This is a genomic window from Kineothrix sp. MSJ-39 (assembly GCF_018917935.1).
GTDB lineage: Bacteria > Bacillota > Clostridia > Lachnospirales > Lachnospiraceae > CAG-194.
This window is the reverse complement of record NZ_JAHLPN010000014.1, coordinates 1-19,093: the sequence shown is the minus strand read 5'-3', so window position 1 is coordinate 19,093 and position 19,093 is coordinate 1. Positions and strand designations below refer to the sequence as shown.

The window sequence follows — 19,093 nt, the reverse complement described above, 5'->3', positions numbered from 1 at the left end:
GGGCCTGTCCGGTCAACCTGGACAGGCTTTTTTTGAAATGTTATGCAGCTTTCAGGCATGATACGGTGAGGATGAGAGAACATGTTTAACCGACAGGGATTACACATTGCAATGCTGCTTTGGGGGAGTATTTTTTCACTGATCGCAGCAATTTGTATGTTTTTGAGCAAAAATTTTGAAAAAACAAAAAGAAGAGATATGCTGCATCTTTTGTTATGCAGCAGCTGTCTGTTATTCAGTGATGCTGTGGCGTGGGGGTATCGCGGTATCTCCGGCAGAACGGCCGGTTATGTTGTATTGGTCAGCAATTTTCTTGTGTTTTTTCTGAGCGATGTGATGTTGTTTTTATATCATGATTATTTATGCTATACCCTGTTCGGCAAAGATGACCGCCACGATAAAAGAATCCTGCTGGGCTATGGTATCGCCGTATTTGCCATGCTGCTCGTGATACTTTCGCAGTTTACACATTTGTACTATAACATTGATTCCAATAACCTGTATTATCGGAGACCGGGATATTTTCTTTCTGTTCTGCTGCCTCTTTTTGTGACGATACTGGATGTGACACTACTGGTTCAATACAGAAAACGTCTGGGCGTGCGGACCTTTGTTGCAATGCTTTCTTATATTGTATTGCCCATTCTGGCTATGATCGGGCTTTTGTTTTATTACGGTATTTCCCTGACCAATATTGCGATCAGTATTTCCATGATCCTGCTGTTCGCCGAGGCTGTGATGGAGCAAAATGAAAATCTGGCACAAAAAGAAAAACAGCTCTGGGAAAGTCAGATCGCCCTGACGATCAGCCAGATACAGCCTCACTTCTTATATAATACGCTGTCAACGATCGCGGAGCTTTGCCGAAAGGATCCGGAAATGGCAGAAGAGGTAACAAACCGGTTCGCCGGATATTTGCGCATGAATCTGGAGCATATGGGAGATCGGACTCCTGTTTCATTTCAGAAAGAACTGGCACATGTCAGAACTTATCTGTGGATTGAGAAGATCAGATTTCAGGATGCCATCCGGGTTGTCTATGATATCCGGACAGAAAATTTCAGACTGCCTGCACTTTCTGTACAGCCTCTGGTGGAAAATGCAGTCAAGCATGGTATGATGGGAAGCGAAAAAGTATGTACGATCACGATCATGGCAAGTCAGACAAAAACAGGATATCAGGTCGTGATACGGGATGACGGCTGCGGCTTTGATGTGACGCAGCGTATCAAAAATGACGGTAGAGACCACGTGGGGATAGACAGTGTCAGAAGCAGACTGGAAATGATGGTGAACGGAACATTGACGATCACAAGTGAAATAGGAAAAGGAACTACAGTGGTGATTGACATACCGGATGAGGAAGAAACAGGAAAGGAAGCAGTATGAGAATAATAGCGGTAGATGATGAAGCCCTGATGCTGGAGCGGCTTTGCAGGTGCATCAGAGAGGCAGCGCCACAGGCAGAGCTGATCTCATTTAACAAAGCATCGGATTGCCTTGCCTGCGTAAAAGAACAAAGGGTGGATGTGATATTTCTGGATATTCATATGCGGGGGATGGATGGCATGGAGCTGGCAAGACAGCTGAAGCTGCTCAGACCGCAGATCAATATTATTTTTACCACGGGCTACAGCGAGTATCTGTACGATGCGATTTCACAGATCCGCTGCAGTGGTTATATTTTAAAGCCTGTGACGACAGAGCAGGTTGCAAGGGAACTGGAGAATCTTCGTCATCCTGTTTTGGAAAATCGACAGGATTCTGTATATATACAGTGCTTTGGTAATTTTGAAGTATTCGTGGAGGGAAAGGCACTGTTTTTTGAAGTGGCAAAATCGAAGGAACTTCTGGCATATCTCGTGGACAGAAACGGTGCTGTATGTACAAACGGAGAGATTGTGGCTGCACTTTGGGAGGATGATGCAGATCATTACTCCTACCTGAAAAAATGTAAGAAAGCGCTTCTTTCCACACTTGCCGATGCAGGCTGCTCAGAAGTGATCAACAGCCACTGGGGTGGAATGGGCGTCAATAAGGAAGCATTTCAATGCGACTATTACGAATGGCTTGCCGGTACAGCCCGGGGTATCAATGCCTACCATGGGCAGTACATGGCACAGTACAGCTGGGGAGAAGTGACGAATGCATCTCTGAGTATGAAATGACAGTTGTAATTTGGGGCGTTTCCTCATATAATATAATAAAAATGTGATTTTTTACACACAAATACATATAAAAATGTGATTATTTTCACATAAATATGTATAAAAATGTGATGGAGGAACAGATGGAACGATCCGTATTAAAAAAACTGCTGGACTGGAAAGACTCTCCTTATCGGAAACCTCTGATTTTAAAAGGGGTACGTCAGGTGGGAAAGACCTGGATACTGAAGGAATTTGGTAAGCGTTATTACGAAAATACCGCGTATTTTAACTTTGACGAAAATGAAGAATATAAGCAATTCTTTGAAACGACGAAAGATGTTGAACGTATTTTGCAAAATCTGATGTTGGTCAGTGGTCAAAAAATATTGCCTGAAAAAACACTTATCATTTTTGATGAGGTACAGGATTGCCCGAAGGTCATTAATTCGATGAAATATTTCTGCGAAAATGCACCGCAGTATCACATTGCCTGCGCAGGTTCGTTGTTGGGCATCGCACTGGCAAAGCCATCTTCTTTTCCGGTAGGCAAGGTTAACTTTATGCAGATCAATCCGATGACTTTTTCGGAATTTCTACTTGCAAATGGGGATGAAAACATGGTTTCTTATCTGAAAAGTGTAAATGTGATCGAGCCGATTCCTGATGCTTTTTTCAATCCCCTATATGAAAAGTTGAAAATGTACTATATTACGGGAGGTATGCCTGAATCTGTGCGAATGTGGACAGAGGCAAGAGACGTTTCAGCTATGCAGGAAGCACTGTCTGATATTATCAGTGCTTATGAGCGTGATTTTGCAAAACATCCAAATACCAGTGAGTTTCCTAAAATTTCCATGATCTGGAAATCAATTCCTTCTCAGCTGGCGAGAGAAAATAAGAAGTTCCTCTATAAAGTTGTCAAGACAGGAGCAAGAGCCCGCGAATATGAAGATGCCCTGCAGTGGCTGGTAGATGCGGGGCTGGTTCATAAGATTTATAGGAGTACAGCACCGGGGTTGCCAATGGCAGCTTATGATGATTTGTCAGCTTTTAAAATATATCTGGCAGATGTGGGATTGCTCCGCCGTCTGGCGCAGCTGGCACCTACTGCATTTGGAGAGGGTAATCGGTTGTTTACGGAATTTAAAGGTGCATTGACAGAAAATTATGTGCTGCAAACACTGATGACGCAGTTTGAAGTGACACCCCGTTACTGGACACAGGCAAATCCGCCTTATGAAGTAGATTTCCTGATCCAGCGGGAAAATGATATATTCCCTATTGAAGTAAAATCTGAAGCAAATACGACCAGCAGGAGCATAAAGAAATTTAAGGAGCTGTTTCCGGATAAGGTCAGACTTCGTATACGCTTCTCGCTGGATAATCTGAAACTGGATGATGATATGTTGAATATCCCATTATTTATGGCTGATCAGACAGACCGTCTGATCGGACTGGCACTGGAGAAACGTCTTACCGAATAAAATTCGGTAAGGCGTTTTTTTATATGGGAGTATCCAAATCGTGCCCATTTATTTGTTATACTATAGCGGAATTTGACAAAATATATCATATTATTTGGCAATTTGGGAATAGAGAGAAATACAAATAGTTATCAAAGGAGGTATTCAGATGAATAAAAAAATAGGCAAAGAAAGGATAATGAAACGTCTGCTCAGCAGTGTGCTGGCATTAGTAATGGTATTTACATTGATACCGGTAGGTAGCATGACAACATATGCAGCAGATGAAAATACCTATATTTGGGGAGAAATTACACAAGCATCCGATTTAGTTAATGGTGAAATGTATGTTTTTACTACGGATACTTATTCTATAGGACAAACAGTGACGAATTTATCGGCGGGAGCTGCAAAAATGCAGATCCTTTCTACGATAGATAGAAATGGAACTGCAACAAATTCGCAGAATTATGGGGACCATAAGGCAAGACTCGTAGGCCTATCTAGCACAGATCATGCTATCTTATATGATGCAAACGGTACATATAAGTTGACCACAAAAGGAGCCGGTGCGCAGGCAATAGTTAGTATTATCGCTAAAGGAGCCGGATTTGACAACTGTAATGAAGGTGCAATTAAATATATTAATAATGAGACATATCCGATCAGTAATAAGAAAACTCATGCAGCAGCGACAGGATGGATTTATAGTTGTTATTATGACTGGTGTGAGAACTTTTTCTTAAGCGAACCAATGCATATTTATCTGGTAAAAAGTGAAAAACCACATACGCATACAAACCATTATGATGTTACAACAACACATACAGCAAATGATACGTTGATCTGGTATTGTGGCGAAACAGGTTGTACCTTATCAGTAACAAAGGATAACCCGATTAAGCTGTCTCTTTCTGCCAGCTCACAGGAATATACCGGCAATGTAGTAACAGCATCCTATGGAAGTGATGAGGCAGCTGCGTGGGAAGCTACAACGGAAAATGCTGCGCCTGCAATTACCTATTATAAAGACGAGGCATGCACAACAAAAACAACAACTGCTGATGGTGCATCCGGTGAAGGTGCTGCACCAGCAAATGTAGGTGTTTACTATGCGGCAATTACAGCTGGCGGCGTTACTGCAAAGAAGATGTTCGAGATCACAAAGGCAGATGCCAGTGCAAACCTTGGCGATGCACCGGGACTTGTATATGACGGAACAGAAAAAACGCTTGTTACGGCAAGTCCGAACGGTGGAACCGTGTATTATAAACTGGGTAAAGATGGCACATGGAGCACAGAGCCGCCAAAGGGTGTCAGCGCAGAAGAGTCCTATACAGTTTATTATTACGTGAAGGCGGACAGCAATCACAATGATCTGGGATCGGAAGAGAATCCATTATCCTATGATGTAACGATCGAAAAAGCAATCATTCCGGAGGATGCTGTGAAGGCAACACCGGTTGATGTGACTTATAATAAGAAGGCACATACAGTTGCAGATGTACAGGTTTCAGGTTTGGCTGAGGGTGCGACTGTGACGTACTCTGCTACGGAAAACGGAACATACACAGCTGAAAAACCTGTCTTTACGGATGTAAAGGCAGATGGAGATGCATATACGGTATATTATAAGGTTTCAAAACCGGAATATGCAGATAAATACGGAACAGTCAGCGTCATGATCAGACCGAAGAGAGTCGGTGTGACATGGGGCGAGACAGCATTTACTTATAATGGAGAAGAACAGGTTCCTTCCGTATCAGCCAATGATCTGATCGAAGGAGATGCCTGTGAGGTGACTGTTTCCGGTGCGGAGAAAGATGCTAACCAAGAGGGCGGTTCCTATACCGCACAGGTAACAGGATTTTCCAATAAGAATTATACCTTCGATGCTGAGACGGCAAAGACAGAATATACGATCGCGCAGAAAGAGATCGGTATTGAATGGGGAAGCACAGAGTTTGTTTATAATGCAAAGGCGCAGAAGCCGGAAGCAACAGCAACCGGAGTATACGATAACGATGTATGCAATATCACAGTGTCCGGAGAGCAGACAAATGCAGGCAGCTATCATGCAACAGCAAGTGCGCTTGACAATGATAATTATAAGCTGCCGGCTGATATATCCATTGATTTTGTGATCAGTCCCAAGACATTCAAAGGCAATGTTACAATTACACTGACTGCAAAAGACGGTCAGACGATCGAACAGGATGAAAACGGTAATTACTACTATACCTGGGACGACACAGACAAAGAGCCGGTTGTCAGAGTTATTGATAATGATACACAGGAAGAATTGATCCGTGGTAAAGATTACACGGTAACGGGAGATCAGATCAACAATCTGCTCGGAGATCATAAGATCCGTATTCAGGGAATCGGCAATTATGGAACGAATCGTCTGGATCGTATCGATATGAAGTGGAGCATTGTAAAATCTACCATCACTCCCGTACTGGCATTAGAGAACTGGACTTATGGAGACAGCCCGAAGAAACCGGTACTTTCCGGCGCAACCATTAACGGTGATGTCACATATACTTATTATACAAAAGAAACCTGTGAAGAAAGCGAAAAGACCACGGAAGCAGATGGTGCGGATGAAGTGGGCGGTGTTCCGAAGAATGCAGGTATTTACTGGGTACAGGCAGATATTGCGGAAACAGAATATTATCAGGCTGCAAAGATAAAGACATCATTCACGATTGAAAGAAAACCGGTTACGGTAGTACCGCTTGCCGGACAGAGCAAGATTTACGGAGAAGCTGATCCGGAGATCGCATACGAAGCAGATGTTGTCGGTAACGACAAACTGACAGGTGCTTTAAAACGCCGTGCGACCGGAGAAGATGTCGGAAATTACGAAATTACGGAAGATGCAGCGCATCCGTTCAGTGAGGAAGCAAATCCGAATTATAAGATTACGGTACAGAGTGGTGTTACATTTGCGATCGAGCGTAAAACGATCACTGCTGATATGATCACAATTTCACCGCTGAATTATGCTTATGATAAAACAGAGCACACACCGGAACTGTTCCTGAATGACAAAGATCTGGTGGCAGGGGCTGAACTGACAGAAAATGATATTTATGTGACAGGAGATACATCCGCTTCTGACTACGGTGTTTATACGATCCGTGTGAGTGGCCGGAATAATTATAAAGGTGTGGCACTGAAAAAATGGTGTGTATCACCGGTAAAAGATACAACCGTGCCATATAATGGAAAGGAACAGACACTTTCTGTTATGGATGCATTGAAAGATGGCGTAACAGTATTGTTCCGTGATGAAAATGGTGCCTATACTTTAACGGAGGCACAGGCTTATGTGGAACCGGGCAAATATACTTATGAGTATCAGATGACCATAGATGAAGGCGAGGAAGAACCGGTTGTTGCAGAAGGACAGGCAATCCTGACGATCGAGAAACTGGAAGCAAAGCCGGAGATCGTACTGGAGGATTCTTATGTATACGGCGATTCTTATGAACCTGCTGTAGAGAACAATCTGGAAAACGGAGAGGTTGTATATGAGTATTTCGTAAAAGACGGAGACAGATATACATCTCTTGGCGGCGCAGACAGCAAACCTGTTGATACAGGAAGTTATATGATACGTGCAACAGTCGGAGAAACAGCGCATTATAAGGAAGCGGTCGTTGAAAAAGAATTTAAGATCACAAAGAAACCGCTTGCTGCCATTGATCCTGCAGACGCGTATTATGCAAAAGACGATACAACGGAAAAGACGGTAGAACTGGATTATTCTTACAGAGATCTGGAGGATGTACAGTATCGGATCGGAGATGTGCAGGATTCGCAGAATATGCTTGCGCATGGCAGTGTAACGGTAACGGATCAGGGCGTCCTTTCTTATACATTGTCCGGCGCTGCAGACGGTGATGCAGATGCAGTGATCCCGGTTCTGATCACAAGCAGAAACTACCAGGATGTGACAGTCAATGTCAGAGTACACATTGATGTGACAGCACCGGATGCTGAGATCACGATTGCAGATGAGACATGGAAAAATGTACTGAATAAGATCACATTTGGCATGTTCTTCAAGGAAAGTAAAGAGGTTACGATCCGGGCAAATGACAGCGGTATTGGTCTGGGCAGTGTACAGTATTATGTAGCAAATGCGGAAATGACTGAAGAACAGCTTCGACAGCTGGAATCTGCAGCATGGACAGACTATACGAAAGCGTTCAGCATCAATCCGGACAGCGTTAATGTTGTTTATGCGAAAGTTTCCGATCTTGCGGGAAATACAAGAATCATTGGTTCTGACGGTGTAGTAATCTATACAGATTCCGAGCAGGATACGGATAGCATTACTTATACAAGAACTGCCAAAAATGATGTAACGGCAAAGGTTATTTTAAACGGAAATACAGTAAAGAGCATTGCAAACGGAGAGACTGTACTGATACCTGATACAGATTATACGGTAGCGGAAAATGGTGAGATTACATTTAAAAACAGTTATTTATCCGGTTTAAAGGCGCAGGACTATACGCTGACGGTTTCTTATAATCCGCAGGGTAAGGAATATGTACAGGCAGTTTCCGAAAACGGTATGGATAAAAACGATGCGCCTGCCACAACAGAAATTGCTTTACATGTATTAAAAGCGGAAGGCATCGTAGCAGATATAGAGGATCTGTCAAAAGAATATGATGCAAAACCTGTCAATACGCCACAGTTTTCGACAACAAACGACTGCGGAACAGAGCAGGCAGATGTATCGATCGAATATAAAGCAGCAGATGCGGAAGATGCGGATTATACAACGGAAAAACCGGTTGATGCAGGAAAGTACAGAGTCCGTATCACGGTAAAGGCAGACGATGATTATCTGGAAGCGGTCGGAACCTCAGATTTTGAGATCCTGCCAAAACAGGTTTTCGCAAGAGTAATAGCTGAGAATAAGGTTTATGACGGAACAGTCAAGGCAAATGTCACAGCAACCGTAGAGACAGGCATTGCAGGACAGGAACTGAAGATCAGTGATGTGGCAGCAACTTTCGCAGATGCGGATGCAGCTGTGAAGAAGGCAGTAAGGATCAATAACAGCGAAACGATCGTAACAGCGGCAAACGGAGATACAAAGGCTGAAAACTACAACGTCTACTATCCGGGAACTGTATATGCCGATATCACTGCAAGAAAATTAACAGCTGTTAAATGGGGCAGTACAACACTTGTTTACAGCGGAAGACCACAGGCGCCTGCAGCGACGGCAGAAGGATTGCTGGAAGGAGATGTCTGTGATCTGCAGATAGAAGGCGCACAGACTGATACCAATGAAGTATCCGGACAAAGCGTGTATACAGCAATAGTCACAGGAGTGGAAAATACAAACTATGAGCTTCCGGATAACGGATTGACCTGTGAATTTACAATTATAAATGCAGAGCAGGAAGCACCTGAACTCTCAGTAGCAGATGAAACGATTCTGAATAAGAAAGACGGACAGATAAAAGGTTTATCCGCTGAAATGGAATATCGCAAAGCCGGTAGTGAGGCAGACGCTGCATTCACAAAGATAACGGATGCAGATATGCTCTTTGCAGCAGGCACTTATGAAGTCCGTATGGCAGAAAAGCCGAATTACAATGCTTCACCGGTAACAAGCGTTGAGATCAAAGAAGGTCGTAAGCTGACGGTAACGCTTCCGGCAAAGGAGGAGCAGATTGGCTACAGTCTGACGAGTAATGCAAGTGAAGTTGCTTGGCAGGAAAATGCAAAGCTGACATTAAAGGTAGCAGAAGGCTACAGCAAGACAGAAAACTTTGCAGTAGTCGCAACAGATGTATCTGGAAAATCTGTAGCTGTTAAGGCAAACGAGGATGATTCATTTGAGATAAGCGGTATTGAAAGTGATCTTACGATCCGTGTAATCGGTATTGCGGATATAACGGCTCCTACAGGTGAGATCACAGTTGCAGCCAATAAGTGGAGCAGTTTCCTTGAAACGATTACATTCGGTAAGTTCTTCAAGGAAAAACAGGATGTTGTGATTACAGCAGAAGATGCAGGATCAGGTGTGAAATCTGTCCGGTATTATCTTGCAGATCAGGCAATGACAGAAGAGGCTGTTAATGCTCTGGAGAAAGAGCAGTGGAAGACATATGAGAAATTCAGCCTTGCACCGGATCAGAAGGCAGTTGTATATGCAAGGTTAGAAGATCAGGCAGGCAATGTGAAGTATCTTTCATCTGATGGAATGGTATTTGATGCTGTAAAGCCTGTAATCAGTGGAGTAGAAGAAGGAGCTGAACTTTATACAGAAAATCAGTATGTTGTAACTGTTACAGATGATAATCTGGATCGGGTATATGTCACAGATGGTTCTGACAGCTATACAGAGAGTGATGCAGTAACCGTAACAGATGGTGCATTTGCACTTACTTGTGATAGCGAAAAAGTACAGAAGATCATTGCGGTCGATAAGGCCGGAAACAGCAGTGCTGTCTCAGTCAGCTTTGTATCACTTACCAAGATAAAGAGTGCTGCAAAGGAGGCAATTGATCAGAAAGCGGAAGAAGCAAAACAGGCCATTGATGCACTTCCTGACCTGACAGAACAGGAAAAGAAGGATGCAAAAGAGGCAGTTGATCAGAAGGCACAGAATGCTAAGCAGGCAGTTGAAAAAGCAGAGGACAGAAATGCTGCAGCAGATAAGCAGCAGGAAGCTGAAGCAGAAATTAACGGAGAAGCCGAAGGGGCAAAGCAGACAGATCTTGCAAATGCCAAAGCTAAAGCAATCGCAGAGGTAGAGAAGAAGGCAGAGGAAGCAAAGCAGACGATCGATGCACTGCCAGATCTGACAGAGGAACAGAAGAAGGCTGCAAAGGCAGAAGTGGCTGCAAAAGCAGCAGAAGCAAAGGAAGCAATCGAAGCAGTCGATGATCCATCTAGGAAAGCAGAAGTAGCAGAGCAGGAGAAGAGTGCAGAAGCCGAAATCGGCGAGAAGACCGAAGGGGCAAAGCAGACAGATCTTGCAAATGCCAAAGCTAAAGCAATCGCAGAGGTAGATGCAAAGGCAACAGAAGCAAAGAAAGCAATCGATGCACTTACATATCTGACAGAGGCGGAAAAAGAAGCTGCCAAGGCTGAGATCGATAAGCAGGCAGAGGCTGCAAAGAAAGAAATCAATGCGGCTACAGACAGAGCAGCAGTGACAACCAAAGTGACAGATATAGAAAAGACATTGACGGCAAAGGCAGAAGAAGCCGGAAAGTCAGATGCTGCTAAAAAAGAAAACAGTGCTGTAACGCCTGCAAAACAGGAAAAAAATGCACTTGCTATGAACGCAGGTCTGAAAGTCAGTCAGAAGGGTAAAAAAGTAAATATCGAATGGGGCCGCGTAAAAGATGCTGACGGCTATCGTGTATATGTACAGTATTGTGGTAAAAAGTTCACCTCAGACTCTGCTATAGCAGTAACCGGAGATAAAAATACAAAGGTTGTTGTAAAGAAGGTTAATGGTGCAAAACTGGATCTGAAGAAGAATTATAAGATTTATGTGGAAGCATATAAAACTGTTGGAAGTGAGCAGGTAGTATTAGGCAAGACCATTACTGCACATATTGTGGGACGGAAAAATGCAAAAGCCACAAATGTAAAGCAGGTAAAGGTAGAAAAGAGTAAGGTAACGCTTAAGGTTGGTAAGAAATCGAAGATCAAAGGCAGTACCGTACTTGTGGATAAGAACAAGAAACCACTTTCTAATGCCCACGCAAAAGAACTGAGATATGCAACGAGCAACAAACGCGTAGCAACCGTAACAAGAAGCGGAAAGATCAAGGCAGTCGGAAAAGGAAGCTGTACCATCTATGTATATGCACGAAACGGTTATGCGAAAAAAGTAAAAGTAACAGTAAAATAAGAAATGAGTTATAAGAAAGAGGATCACAATATCGTGATCCTCTTTAAAAATGCAAGTTTTTATAATGTCATGATATAAGTCATATCACAGCAAACGTTCGATCGCAATATCCTTCTGCTTGGAAAGATCAACAAAGGTATCTCCACATTTGATCATGGGCCGTGAAAATTGTTGAGGATTGATGAAAACGACATCCCCTTCCTGCCCGTTTGTTAAGCGGACACGTTGCCCGATGTAGGTAAGAACAACATTTTTCAGAAAACAGAGAATATATTCGGATTCATACTTCTGCAGCCCTTCTTTTTCAAAGATATCAATGACGGTAAATGGGCAGAGTGGTCCACGGTAAACACGCGCAGCCGTCATGGCATCATAAACATCTGCAATGCTGACAATCTTGGCAAATTTATCAATGCGGTTTCCGGTCAGTCCGAAAGGATATCCACTGCCGTCACAGCGCTCGTGATGCATGAGAGCGGCATTTTTGATGTGATCGTTGACAGGCTGGTTTTGCAGAAGCTTGTAGCCCTCGATCGTGTGCGTTTTGATCACATCATATTCTTCGTTCGTCAGACGATCCGGTTTCTTGATAATGGAATCGGGAATACAAAGCTTCCCAATATCATGAAACAGTCCGCAAAGCGTCGCCAGCTCGGTATCTTCCTGTGAAAAATGCAGCCAGCCGGCAAAAACATTGCAGATCAGGGCAACATTCAGGCAATGTGCGTAGGTAAGATCATCATAAGCACGCATATTGTGGAGCATATTAAAGAAATTGACACTTCCGCCGTCTGCCTGCAAAAGCTCGAGCGTATCATCCAGCATCGCAGAAACATCGATCGGAGCGCCTTTTTCCACGATATCGTTGATCTGATCCTTGAAATCGACGACCGTTGTATCGAAAGTTTCCTTAAATTTAAGGAACTCCGGGCTTGCCTGAATACGTGCAGAATAAGGATCGGATATGGATGGTTCCTGCACATCGTTTTCCATAATGCGGATGCTCGGAACAGAATAAAACTCAAGCCGGGTAATGATCTTATCCGTCAGCTTGGTGCCTTTTGAAACAATCAGCTGATTGTTGTAAGAATAGACATCCTCACCGGTGACCATGCCCGGTATTAAATTGGCTATGAAAGTTCTTTTCATCCTATCAGCCCCTCGATCATAAACAATTAAAATTAGTTAAATTATACGTTTTGCAGGTTTATCTGTCAATTCATGGGTGGATAAGAAAACAGAAGGGTGTAGGGAAAAGAATAAAATAAACGATAAAAAGTTGATATAAAAACAGAAACATCATATAGACGCAATCACGTTTGGCTACCTTGCGAAATGTAATGAATTTGTATAACAAATTCATTATGCAGCCACCACACATCGGCGAAGCCGATTTTATATGTGTGGTGGTTCACGTATATTTTGCTCGTATTTTACCCGGCTCTGGTCGAAAAAGAGCGTTTCGATCTCGCCGCCGGGTAAACGAGCGATAAATCTCAGTCGCCTGCACTATCGATTGCTTGCTATATGATGTTCCTGTTTTATTATCTACACTTCTACAGTTGACTTCAAGGTTCTCCTCTGCTATCATAACCATATTCATCGTGCCTTTCAGGCAGCGAGTATCTCAGAGCTTCGGCTCATCTTAAAAGGGCATTTCGCCCGGATTTTCAATTATTATTCTATCAATTATACAAGGAGGACAAAGTATGTCACAAAAAGAAAAGACAGTTATTTCAGATGTACTGAAAATGGAAGGGGTATCGGAAGCACTGAAAAATGCAACGGGCATAATCCCGTATACGTTTTTAAATGATTACATGTTTCGGGTGATCTTACAGAAGCATAAAAATGTATTACGTTCCATTGTATGTGCTTGCCTGAAGCTGGATGCTGGAGATGTGCAAGATATTGTTGTGCAAAATCCGATTGAACCTGGGAAAGCAATTGATGACAAAACGTTTATTCTGGATATCCATGTACTTCTCAACAATAATACGATTATCAATCTGGAAATGCAGGTGCTTGATCTGAAAGACTGGCCGGAAAGGTCTTTGTCTTATCTTGCCAGAAGCTATGATAACGTAGCAAAAGGAGATGAATACATCAATGTCAAACCGGTATATCATATCGGATTTTTAAACTATACACTTTTCCCGGAATATCCGGAATTTTTTGCTAAATACCGGATGCTGAACATCAAAAATCACAATGTATATACTACAAAATTTAACCTGTATGTGATAGACTTAACACAAACAAAACTGGCAACGCAAGAAGATGTAGATACGGGACTGGTCTACTGGACACAGGTTTTTAAAGCGAAAACGTGGGAGGAGCTGAAACAGATGGCAGAAAGAAATCAGGAATTACAGGAAGCCACTGAGGCATTATATATTTACAATCAGGATGAAATAGTAAAAGAACAATGCCGTGCAAGGCAGGACTACTACAATCACGAGCGGGGAATCCAGAAGCGGCTGGAAGAGGCAAGGCTTGCGCTTGAGGAAAGTAAGGCAGTAATAGAAAACCAAAAAGAGATATTGAATAAAGATAAAGAATTATTGAGAAAATCTGTACAATTACTTGCAGAAAGCCAACATATATCCGAAGAGGAAGCGTGCAAACAAATTGGAATCAATAGAGACGATTACGAGAATATGATTTAACCAGCACAGGAATACTATGACACGTTTGCCAAGCAACCGGTATAAAAGAAATACAGAAGAGGGCTTGACCTGTCTGCAGGTGAAAGATATACTAAAAAGAGATTTATCTAAAAAGGGGTTGCAGGGATTATGAGAAATGGGATAATTTTGACAGACAGACGTAGTATGTCTTAATGTTAGTATTATAAATAAGGATAGAAAGCAGTACAGATATCAGCTTTGCTGATACCTGTACTGCTTTTTTTGTAATGTTAAATAGTTGATTTCTGAAAGCTAAAACACTTTCAGTGTCATATAAGAAAGAAATCAGGATACATATGAAAAAGAAACATATACAAAAATGGATGACCGTTTTACTGTCTACAACACTGCTCTTCAGTTCTATACCGGTAATGGCAGAAACGGTTTCAGAGAATGAAACATCTGTGATTGTAGATGAGTCAGTAGAGCAGGAGGCTGTAGAAGAAGCAGGGGAGTCTATAAAAGAAGTAGATATAGCAGATATTGAGACAGATCAGGAAAAGGCGCATTTACAGGTATCAATAAGAACTGTGTCATTAAAGTACCAAAGAAGCAGTTGAAGTCTTACAAGAGCCTGTTCAAGGGAAAAGGACAGAAGAAGTCTGTAAAGATTACAAAATAACTTATAAAAAGATGATATAAAAACATGAACAACATATAGCAAGCAATCGATAGTGTAGGCTACTTAAGGTAGCCAAACGTGATTGCGGCTATATGCTGTTCTTGTTTTATTTTCTGCGTTTCTACAGTTGACTTCAAGATTTTCCTCTGCTATCATAACCATATTCATCGCGCCTTTCAGGCAACGAGTATCTCAGAGCTTTAGCTCATCATGAAAGGGTATTTCGCCCGGGTTTTCAATTTAAAATATAACAGAGAAATCAACGGTAAATGCCACAAATGGGTTTAAATTGTTATGTTGATAAGAGCATTCGAATGACATATAATAAAGCTATCCATAATGCAATGCTTTCTCTGTTTTTATATAGAGGTAACTATAAACAGACAGAGAAAGGAAAGAGGAATGGATCAGAAAAAAACAAGAAAAACCGAGAAAAGACAGTTGGAAATTGTCAGGCAGCTTCGACCGATAGATGATTGTTTTTTTGAAGTGATGATGGAAGATCCGGATGCCTGTGAGGAATTATTGCAGGTTGTTTTGGAAAATCCGTTGTTAAGAATAAAGAAAGAAACTGTTTCAGGTCAGAAGAGTATCAGGATCATCGGAAAGCGTTCTATTCGAGTGGATGCTTATGCGGAGGGCAATGAGGATACTGTATTTAATATTGAAATCCAAAGGGCTGATAATGAAAACCATGTGAAGAGAGTAAGGTACAATGCTTCCGTGATAACGGTAAACCGTTCGGAACCGGGAGATTTGTTTGAACAGGTGCAGGAACTGTTTGTTATTTATATTGCGGATTTCGATGTATTACACAATGGAAGGACGATCAGTCATGCGGAAATGACATGTATTGAAACAGGTGTAGCATTGAATGACGGACTTCATGAGATATTCGTTACAACCGTTGGAAAAGATAACAGCAAGATTGCAAGGCTGATGAAGGAATATAAGAATCCGGATATGAATAATCCGGAGTTCCCGAAACAATCCAAAAGGGTACAGGAAATGAAACATGATTCTGAGGAGGTTGAGAAGATGTGCAAGTTAGTTGAAGATTACAAATTGGAAGGTAAAATCCAAGAAGCTGTAGAATCAGCTGTTGAATATAACAGACCAAAGGAAGAAACAATTGCCAGACTTGTAAATAAGTTCAGTTTATCAGAAGAAAAAGCACAGGAATACTATGACACGTTTGCCAAGTAGCCGGTATAAAAGGAAAGCATCGTAAGATGCGATTTTGTGAATGGGGTTCTGAATAGTTACAGGAAAACAAATTATATGTAAAGCAGGTAGGAGAACGAAAGTGAACGCAGTAGAAAATTACGGAATGCGCTATTTGGAAACAAAGGATCTGGATCAATATAATGCATTGCTCCGCTATACCTTTCAGGTAACGGAGGACGAGCTGACGGCGACAGGCTGGAAAGACGAAGAGATCAAGCAATCGAAGTTCCCGGTGCTGGAGCGTGCAGATGTGCTGGGCTGTTTTGATGGGGATACCCTGATTTCACAGTTTGCGGTCTATCCGCTGAAAATGAATATTTACGGAGAGGTTTTTCCGGTCGGATTTGTAACGAGTGTCTGTACCTATCCGGAATACACCGGACAGGGCATCATGAAGAAGCTGATGTTTGAAAGCCTTTCTCATATGAAGAAACAGGGACGGTCGTTTGCGCTTCTCTATCCGTATTCGATCCCGCTGTATCATCATCTGGGTTGGGAGATCATTTCCAACAAGATCTCCTTTAACATCAAAGACCGGCAGATCCCGACCAAGGTAAAAGCACCGGGCTATGTGCGCCGTGTGGATTGGGAAAGCACGGATTTCCATGAGCTGCATTCCCATTTTGCGTCGATCACGCATGGCTGCCTGTTCCGAAATGCGCTTGCATGGGAAGAATACTGGCGTTGGGATGAGGATGATACCAATGTGGCAGTTTATTATAATACGAAGGATAAGCCTTGCGGCTTTATGGTGTATCTGATCAAAAATGATATCATGCATATCAAGGAAATGATTTATCTGAACAGGGAAGCGAAAAAGGGACTTTGGGAATATATCCATGCACATGATTCCATGATCGATGAGGTACATGGCAATACGTATTTCAGCGAGCCGATCGCTTTTGAAATGGATGACGGGGATATTAAGGAAACGATCCGCCCCTATGCCATGGGAAGGCTCATCGACATCGAGGGTTTCCTGGAAAATTATCCATGTGATCCGGATGGAGGTACTTTGTACATAGAACTGGAGATTGAAGATAAGCTCCTGCCATGGAATAACCGTTCCTTCAGGCTTTGCTTTTCGGAAGGGGCCTGTCATCTGACACAGGAAGAACCGGAATACAAGCTCAGTATGGAGATTGGAACGTTGACAACTCTTCTTTTGGGCTATAAAACCGCAGAGCGTCTGTATGCACTGGAGCGTATTGAGGGAAAGCCGGAAGCAGTAGACCGTCTCGATGATGTTCTTTTCCACAAAATACCGTACATTTCAGACTATATATAGAATTGCTTATTTGATAAAAATTTCACTTGACGGCTTTTATATTCTGCCGTATAGTAGCTATAGCAATGTAGTTACGTAGAACTTCATATTGGTAAATTTCTCTTATTCAGAGTGGTGGAGGTACAGAGGACCTGTGAAGCCACGGCAACCCCCGGTCGGGAAGGTGCCAACCTGAGCGAGCTATCGAACAATAAGAGGACTTCTATGTTTATTGGTCCGCTTGTTTCAAGCGGACTTTCTTAATGTCAAAGGAGGACAAAATGGACAAACGTTTATTTACTTCAGAATCTGTTACAGAAGGACATCCAGACAAAGTCTGCGATGCCATTTCCGATGCCATTCTGGATGCATGCATGGAGCAGGATCCGATGAGCCGTGTGGCATGTGAAACATGCTGCTGTACAGGTTTTGTACTGGTAACAGGTGAGATTACAACAAAGGCACATCTGGATGTACAGAAGATCGTACGTGAAACTGTAGATGAGATCGGTTATAACCGTGGTAAGATCGGCTTTGATGCAGATACCTGTGCAGTTATGGTAGCACTGGATCAGCAGTCTGCAGATATCGCTATGGGTGTTGACAAAGCGCTCGAAGCAAAGGAAAACAAAATGTCAGACGAGGAACTGGAAGCCATCGGTGCAGGCGATCAGGGTATGATGTTTGGTTATGCAACAAACGAAACAGAAGAGTATATGCCATATCCGATCAGTCTGGCACACAAGCTGGCGCGTCAGCTTGCAAAGGTTCGTAAGGATAGCACACTGCCTTATCTTCGCCCGGATGGCAAGAGCCAGGTTTCCGTAGAATATGATGAAAACGGAAAGCCGCTCCGTCTGGAAGCAGTTGTACTTTCCACACAGCATGACCCGGATGTCACACAGGAACAGATCCATGAAGATATCAAGAAATATGTATTTGATCCGATCCTGCCAAAGGAACTTCTGGATGCAGATACGAAATATTTCATTAACCCGACAGGCCGTTTCGTGATCGGTGGACCACACGGTGATGCGGGTCTGACAGGACGTAAGATCATCGTAGATACTTACGGCGGATATGCAAGACACGGCGGCGGCGCATTCTCCGGTAAGGACTGTACAAAGGTTGACAGAAGTGCAGCCTATGCAGCAAGATATGCGGCAAAGAATATCGTGGCAGCAGGCCTGGCAGAAAAATGTGAGATCCAGCTTTCTTATGCGATCGGTGTTGCACAGCCGACATCCGTAATGGTTGATACATTCGGAACAGGCAAGCTTTCCGATGAGAAGCTTGTAGAGATCATCCGTGAGAACTTTGATCTCAGACCGGCAGGTATCATCAAGATGCTTGACCTGAGACGTCCGATCTACAAACAGACAGCAGCTTACGGACACTTTGGCAGACATGATCTGGATCTGCCTTGGGAGAAGCTGGACAAGGTTGATACGCTGAAAGCATATTTATAAGATGCGATTTTGCGTATGTGATTTTAAATCGTTACTACTATATAAAATGGTGGAAGCAATTTCGGTTGCTTCCATTTTTTTGTGTAATAGGAAACTTCGTTCCTATTACAAAAAAATGCTCCGCGAGGATGCGCACTGCGGCGCACAATGTAGATGTCGCATGCGACCGCCGCAGGCGCAAGGGGCTGTAAAAAAACTCCCCTGACAGAAAAATCGCCCGGACCGTGAGGTCTGAGCGATTTTTTGGTATAATTAATTATGCTACTAAATAACAATACCAATAGTAATTATACTATGCG

10 protein-coding genes and 1 riboswitch are annotated in these 19,093 nt (G+C 42.8%); of the genes, 9 read left to right on the top strand and 1 reads right to left on the bottom strand.

Annotation, left to right across the window (positions count from 1 at the left end; genetic code table 11):
- Nucleotides 1–81: 81 nt before the first annotated feature.
- The 4 genes from KQI22_RS09705 to KQI22_RS09690 all read left to right on the top strand — a co-directional run bounded on the left by KQI22_RS09705 (nt 82) and on the right by KQI22_RS09690 (nt 11,519).
- Nucleotides 82–1,389, top strand: coding sequence for a sensor histidine kinase (locus KQI22_RS09705; RefSeq protein WP_216551877.1), 1,308 nt, complete (start codon nt 82–84; stop codon nt 1,387–1,389).
- A complete protein-coding gene (locus KQI22_RS09700; RefSeq protein ID WP_216551876.1) occupies nt 1,386–2,168 on the top strand; it encodes a response regulator in 783 nt (260 codons plus the stop codon). Before KQI22_RS09705 ends, KQI22_RS09700 begins: the two co-directional genes overlap by 4 nt.
- A 122-nt stretch (nt 2,169–2,290) precedes the next feature.
- Nucleotides 2,291–3,634: an ATP-binding protein gene (locus KQI22_RS09695; RefSeq protein ID WP_216551875.1), complete on the top strand. Its 1,344-nt coding sequence runs from the start codon at nt 2,291–2,293 to the stop codon at nt 3,632–3,634.
- Nucleotides 3,635–3,782: 148 nt separating this feature from the next.
- Complete coding sequence (locus tag KQI22_RS09690; protein WP_216551874.1) at nt 3,783–11,519, top strand: DUF1542 domain-containing protein; 7,737 nt, start codon at nt 3,783–3,785, stop codon at nt 11,517–11,519.
- An 84-nt stretch (nt 11,520–11,603) separates the two neighbouring features.
- Here the strand turns inward: KQI22_RS09690 and KQI22_RS09685 are convergent, their stop codons facing one another.
- Entirely contained in the window at nt 11,604–12,668 is a 1,065-nt protein-coding gene (locus tag KQI22_RS09685) for an HD-GYP domain-containing protein (protein ID WP_216551873.1), read from the bottom strand.
- 560 nt (nt 12,669–13,228) lie between these two features.
- Between KQI22_RS09685 and KQI22_RS09680 the strand changes: the two genes are divergently transcribed.
- The 5 genes from KQI22_RS09680 to metK all read left to right on the top strand — a co-directional run bounded on the left by KQI22_RS09680 (nt 13,229) and on the right by metK (nt 18,794).
- Nucleotides 13,229–14,188: an Rpn family recombination-promoting nuclease/putative transposase gene (locus KQI22_RS09680; protein WP_216551872.1), complete on the top strand. Its 960-nt coding sequence runs from the start codon at nt 13,229–13,231 to the stop codon at nt 14,186–14,188.
- Nucleotides 14,189–14,505: 317 nt separating this feature from the next.
- On the top strand, nt 14,506–14,769 hold the full coding sequence (locus KQI22_RS09675; protein ID WP_216551871.1) for a hypothetical protein: 264 nt from the start codon (nt 14,506–14,508) through the stop codon (nt 14,767–14,769).
- 464 nt (nt 14,770–15,233) lie between these two features.
- Nucleotides 15,234–16,037, top strand: a complete 804-nt coding sequence (locus KQI22_RS09670; RefSeq protein WP_216551870.1) for a PD-(D/E)XK nuclease family transposase — start codon at nt 15,234–15,236, stop codon at nt 16,035–16,037.
- Between the two features lie 100 nt (nt 16,038–16,137).
- Complete coding sequence (locus KQI22_RS09665; protein ID WP_330623336.1) at nt 16,138–17,346, top strand: GNAT family N-acetyltransferase; 1,209 nt, start codon at nt 16,138–16,140, stop codon at nt 17,344–17,346.
- A 99-nt stretch (nt 17,347–17,445) separates the two neighbouring features.
- Nucleotides 17,446–17,543, top strand: a riboswitch (SAM riboswitch).
- Nucleotides 17,544–17,606: 63 nt separating this feature from the next.
- Nucleotides 17,607–18,794, top strand: a complete 1,188-nt coding sequence (gene metK, locus KQI22_RS09660) for a methionine adenosyltransferase (protein WP_216551869.1) — start codon at nt 17,607–17,609, stop codon at nt 18,792–18,794.
- Nucleotides 18,795–19,093: the final 299 nt, after the last annotated feature.

What these genes read in the sequence shown, in the direction of transcription:
- KQI22_RS09705 (WP_216551877.1), top strand. Translation starts at nt 82, where the DNA reads ATGTTTAACCGACAGGGATTACACATTGCAATGCTGCTTTGGGGGAGT.
- KQI22_RS09700 (WP_216551876.1), top strand. Translation starts at nt 1,386, where the DNA reads ATGAGAATAATAGCGGTAGATGATGAAGCCCTGATGCTGGAGCGGCTT.
- KQI22_RS09695 (WP_216551875.1), top strand. Translation starts at nt 2,291, where the DNA reads ATGGAACGATCCGTATTAAAAAAACTGCTGGACTGGAAAGACTCTCCT.
- KQI22_RS09690 (WP_216551874.1), top strand. Translation starts at nt 3,783, where the DNA reads ATGAATAAAAAAATAGGCAAAGAAAGGATAATGAAACGTCTGCTCAGC.
- KQI22_RS09685 (WP_216551873.1), bottom strand. Translation starts at nt 12,668, where the DNA reads ATGAAAAGAACTTTCATAGCCAATTTAATACCGGGCATGGTCACCGGT.
- KQI22_RS09680 (WP_216551872.1), top strand. Translation starts at nt 13,229, where the DNA reads ATGTCACAAAAAGAAAAGACAGTTATTTCAGATGTACTGAAAATGGAA.
- KQI22_RS09675 (WP_216551871.1), top strand. Translation starts at nt 14,506, where the DNA reads ATGAAAAAGAAACATATACAAAAATGGATGACCGTTTTACTGTCTACA.
- KQI22_RS09670 (WP_216551870.1), top strand. Translation starts at nt 15,234, where the DNA reads ATGGATCAGAAAAAAACAAGAAAAACCGAGAAAAGACAGTTGGAAATT.
- metK (WP_216551869.1), top strand. Translation starts at nt 17,607, where the DNA reads ATGGACAAACGTTTATTTACTTCAGAATCTGTTACAGAAGGACATCCA.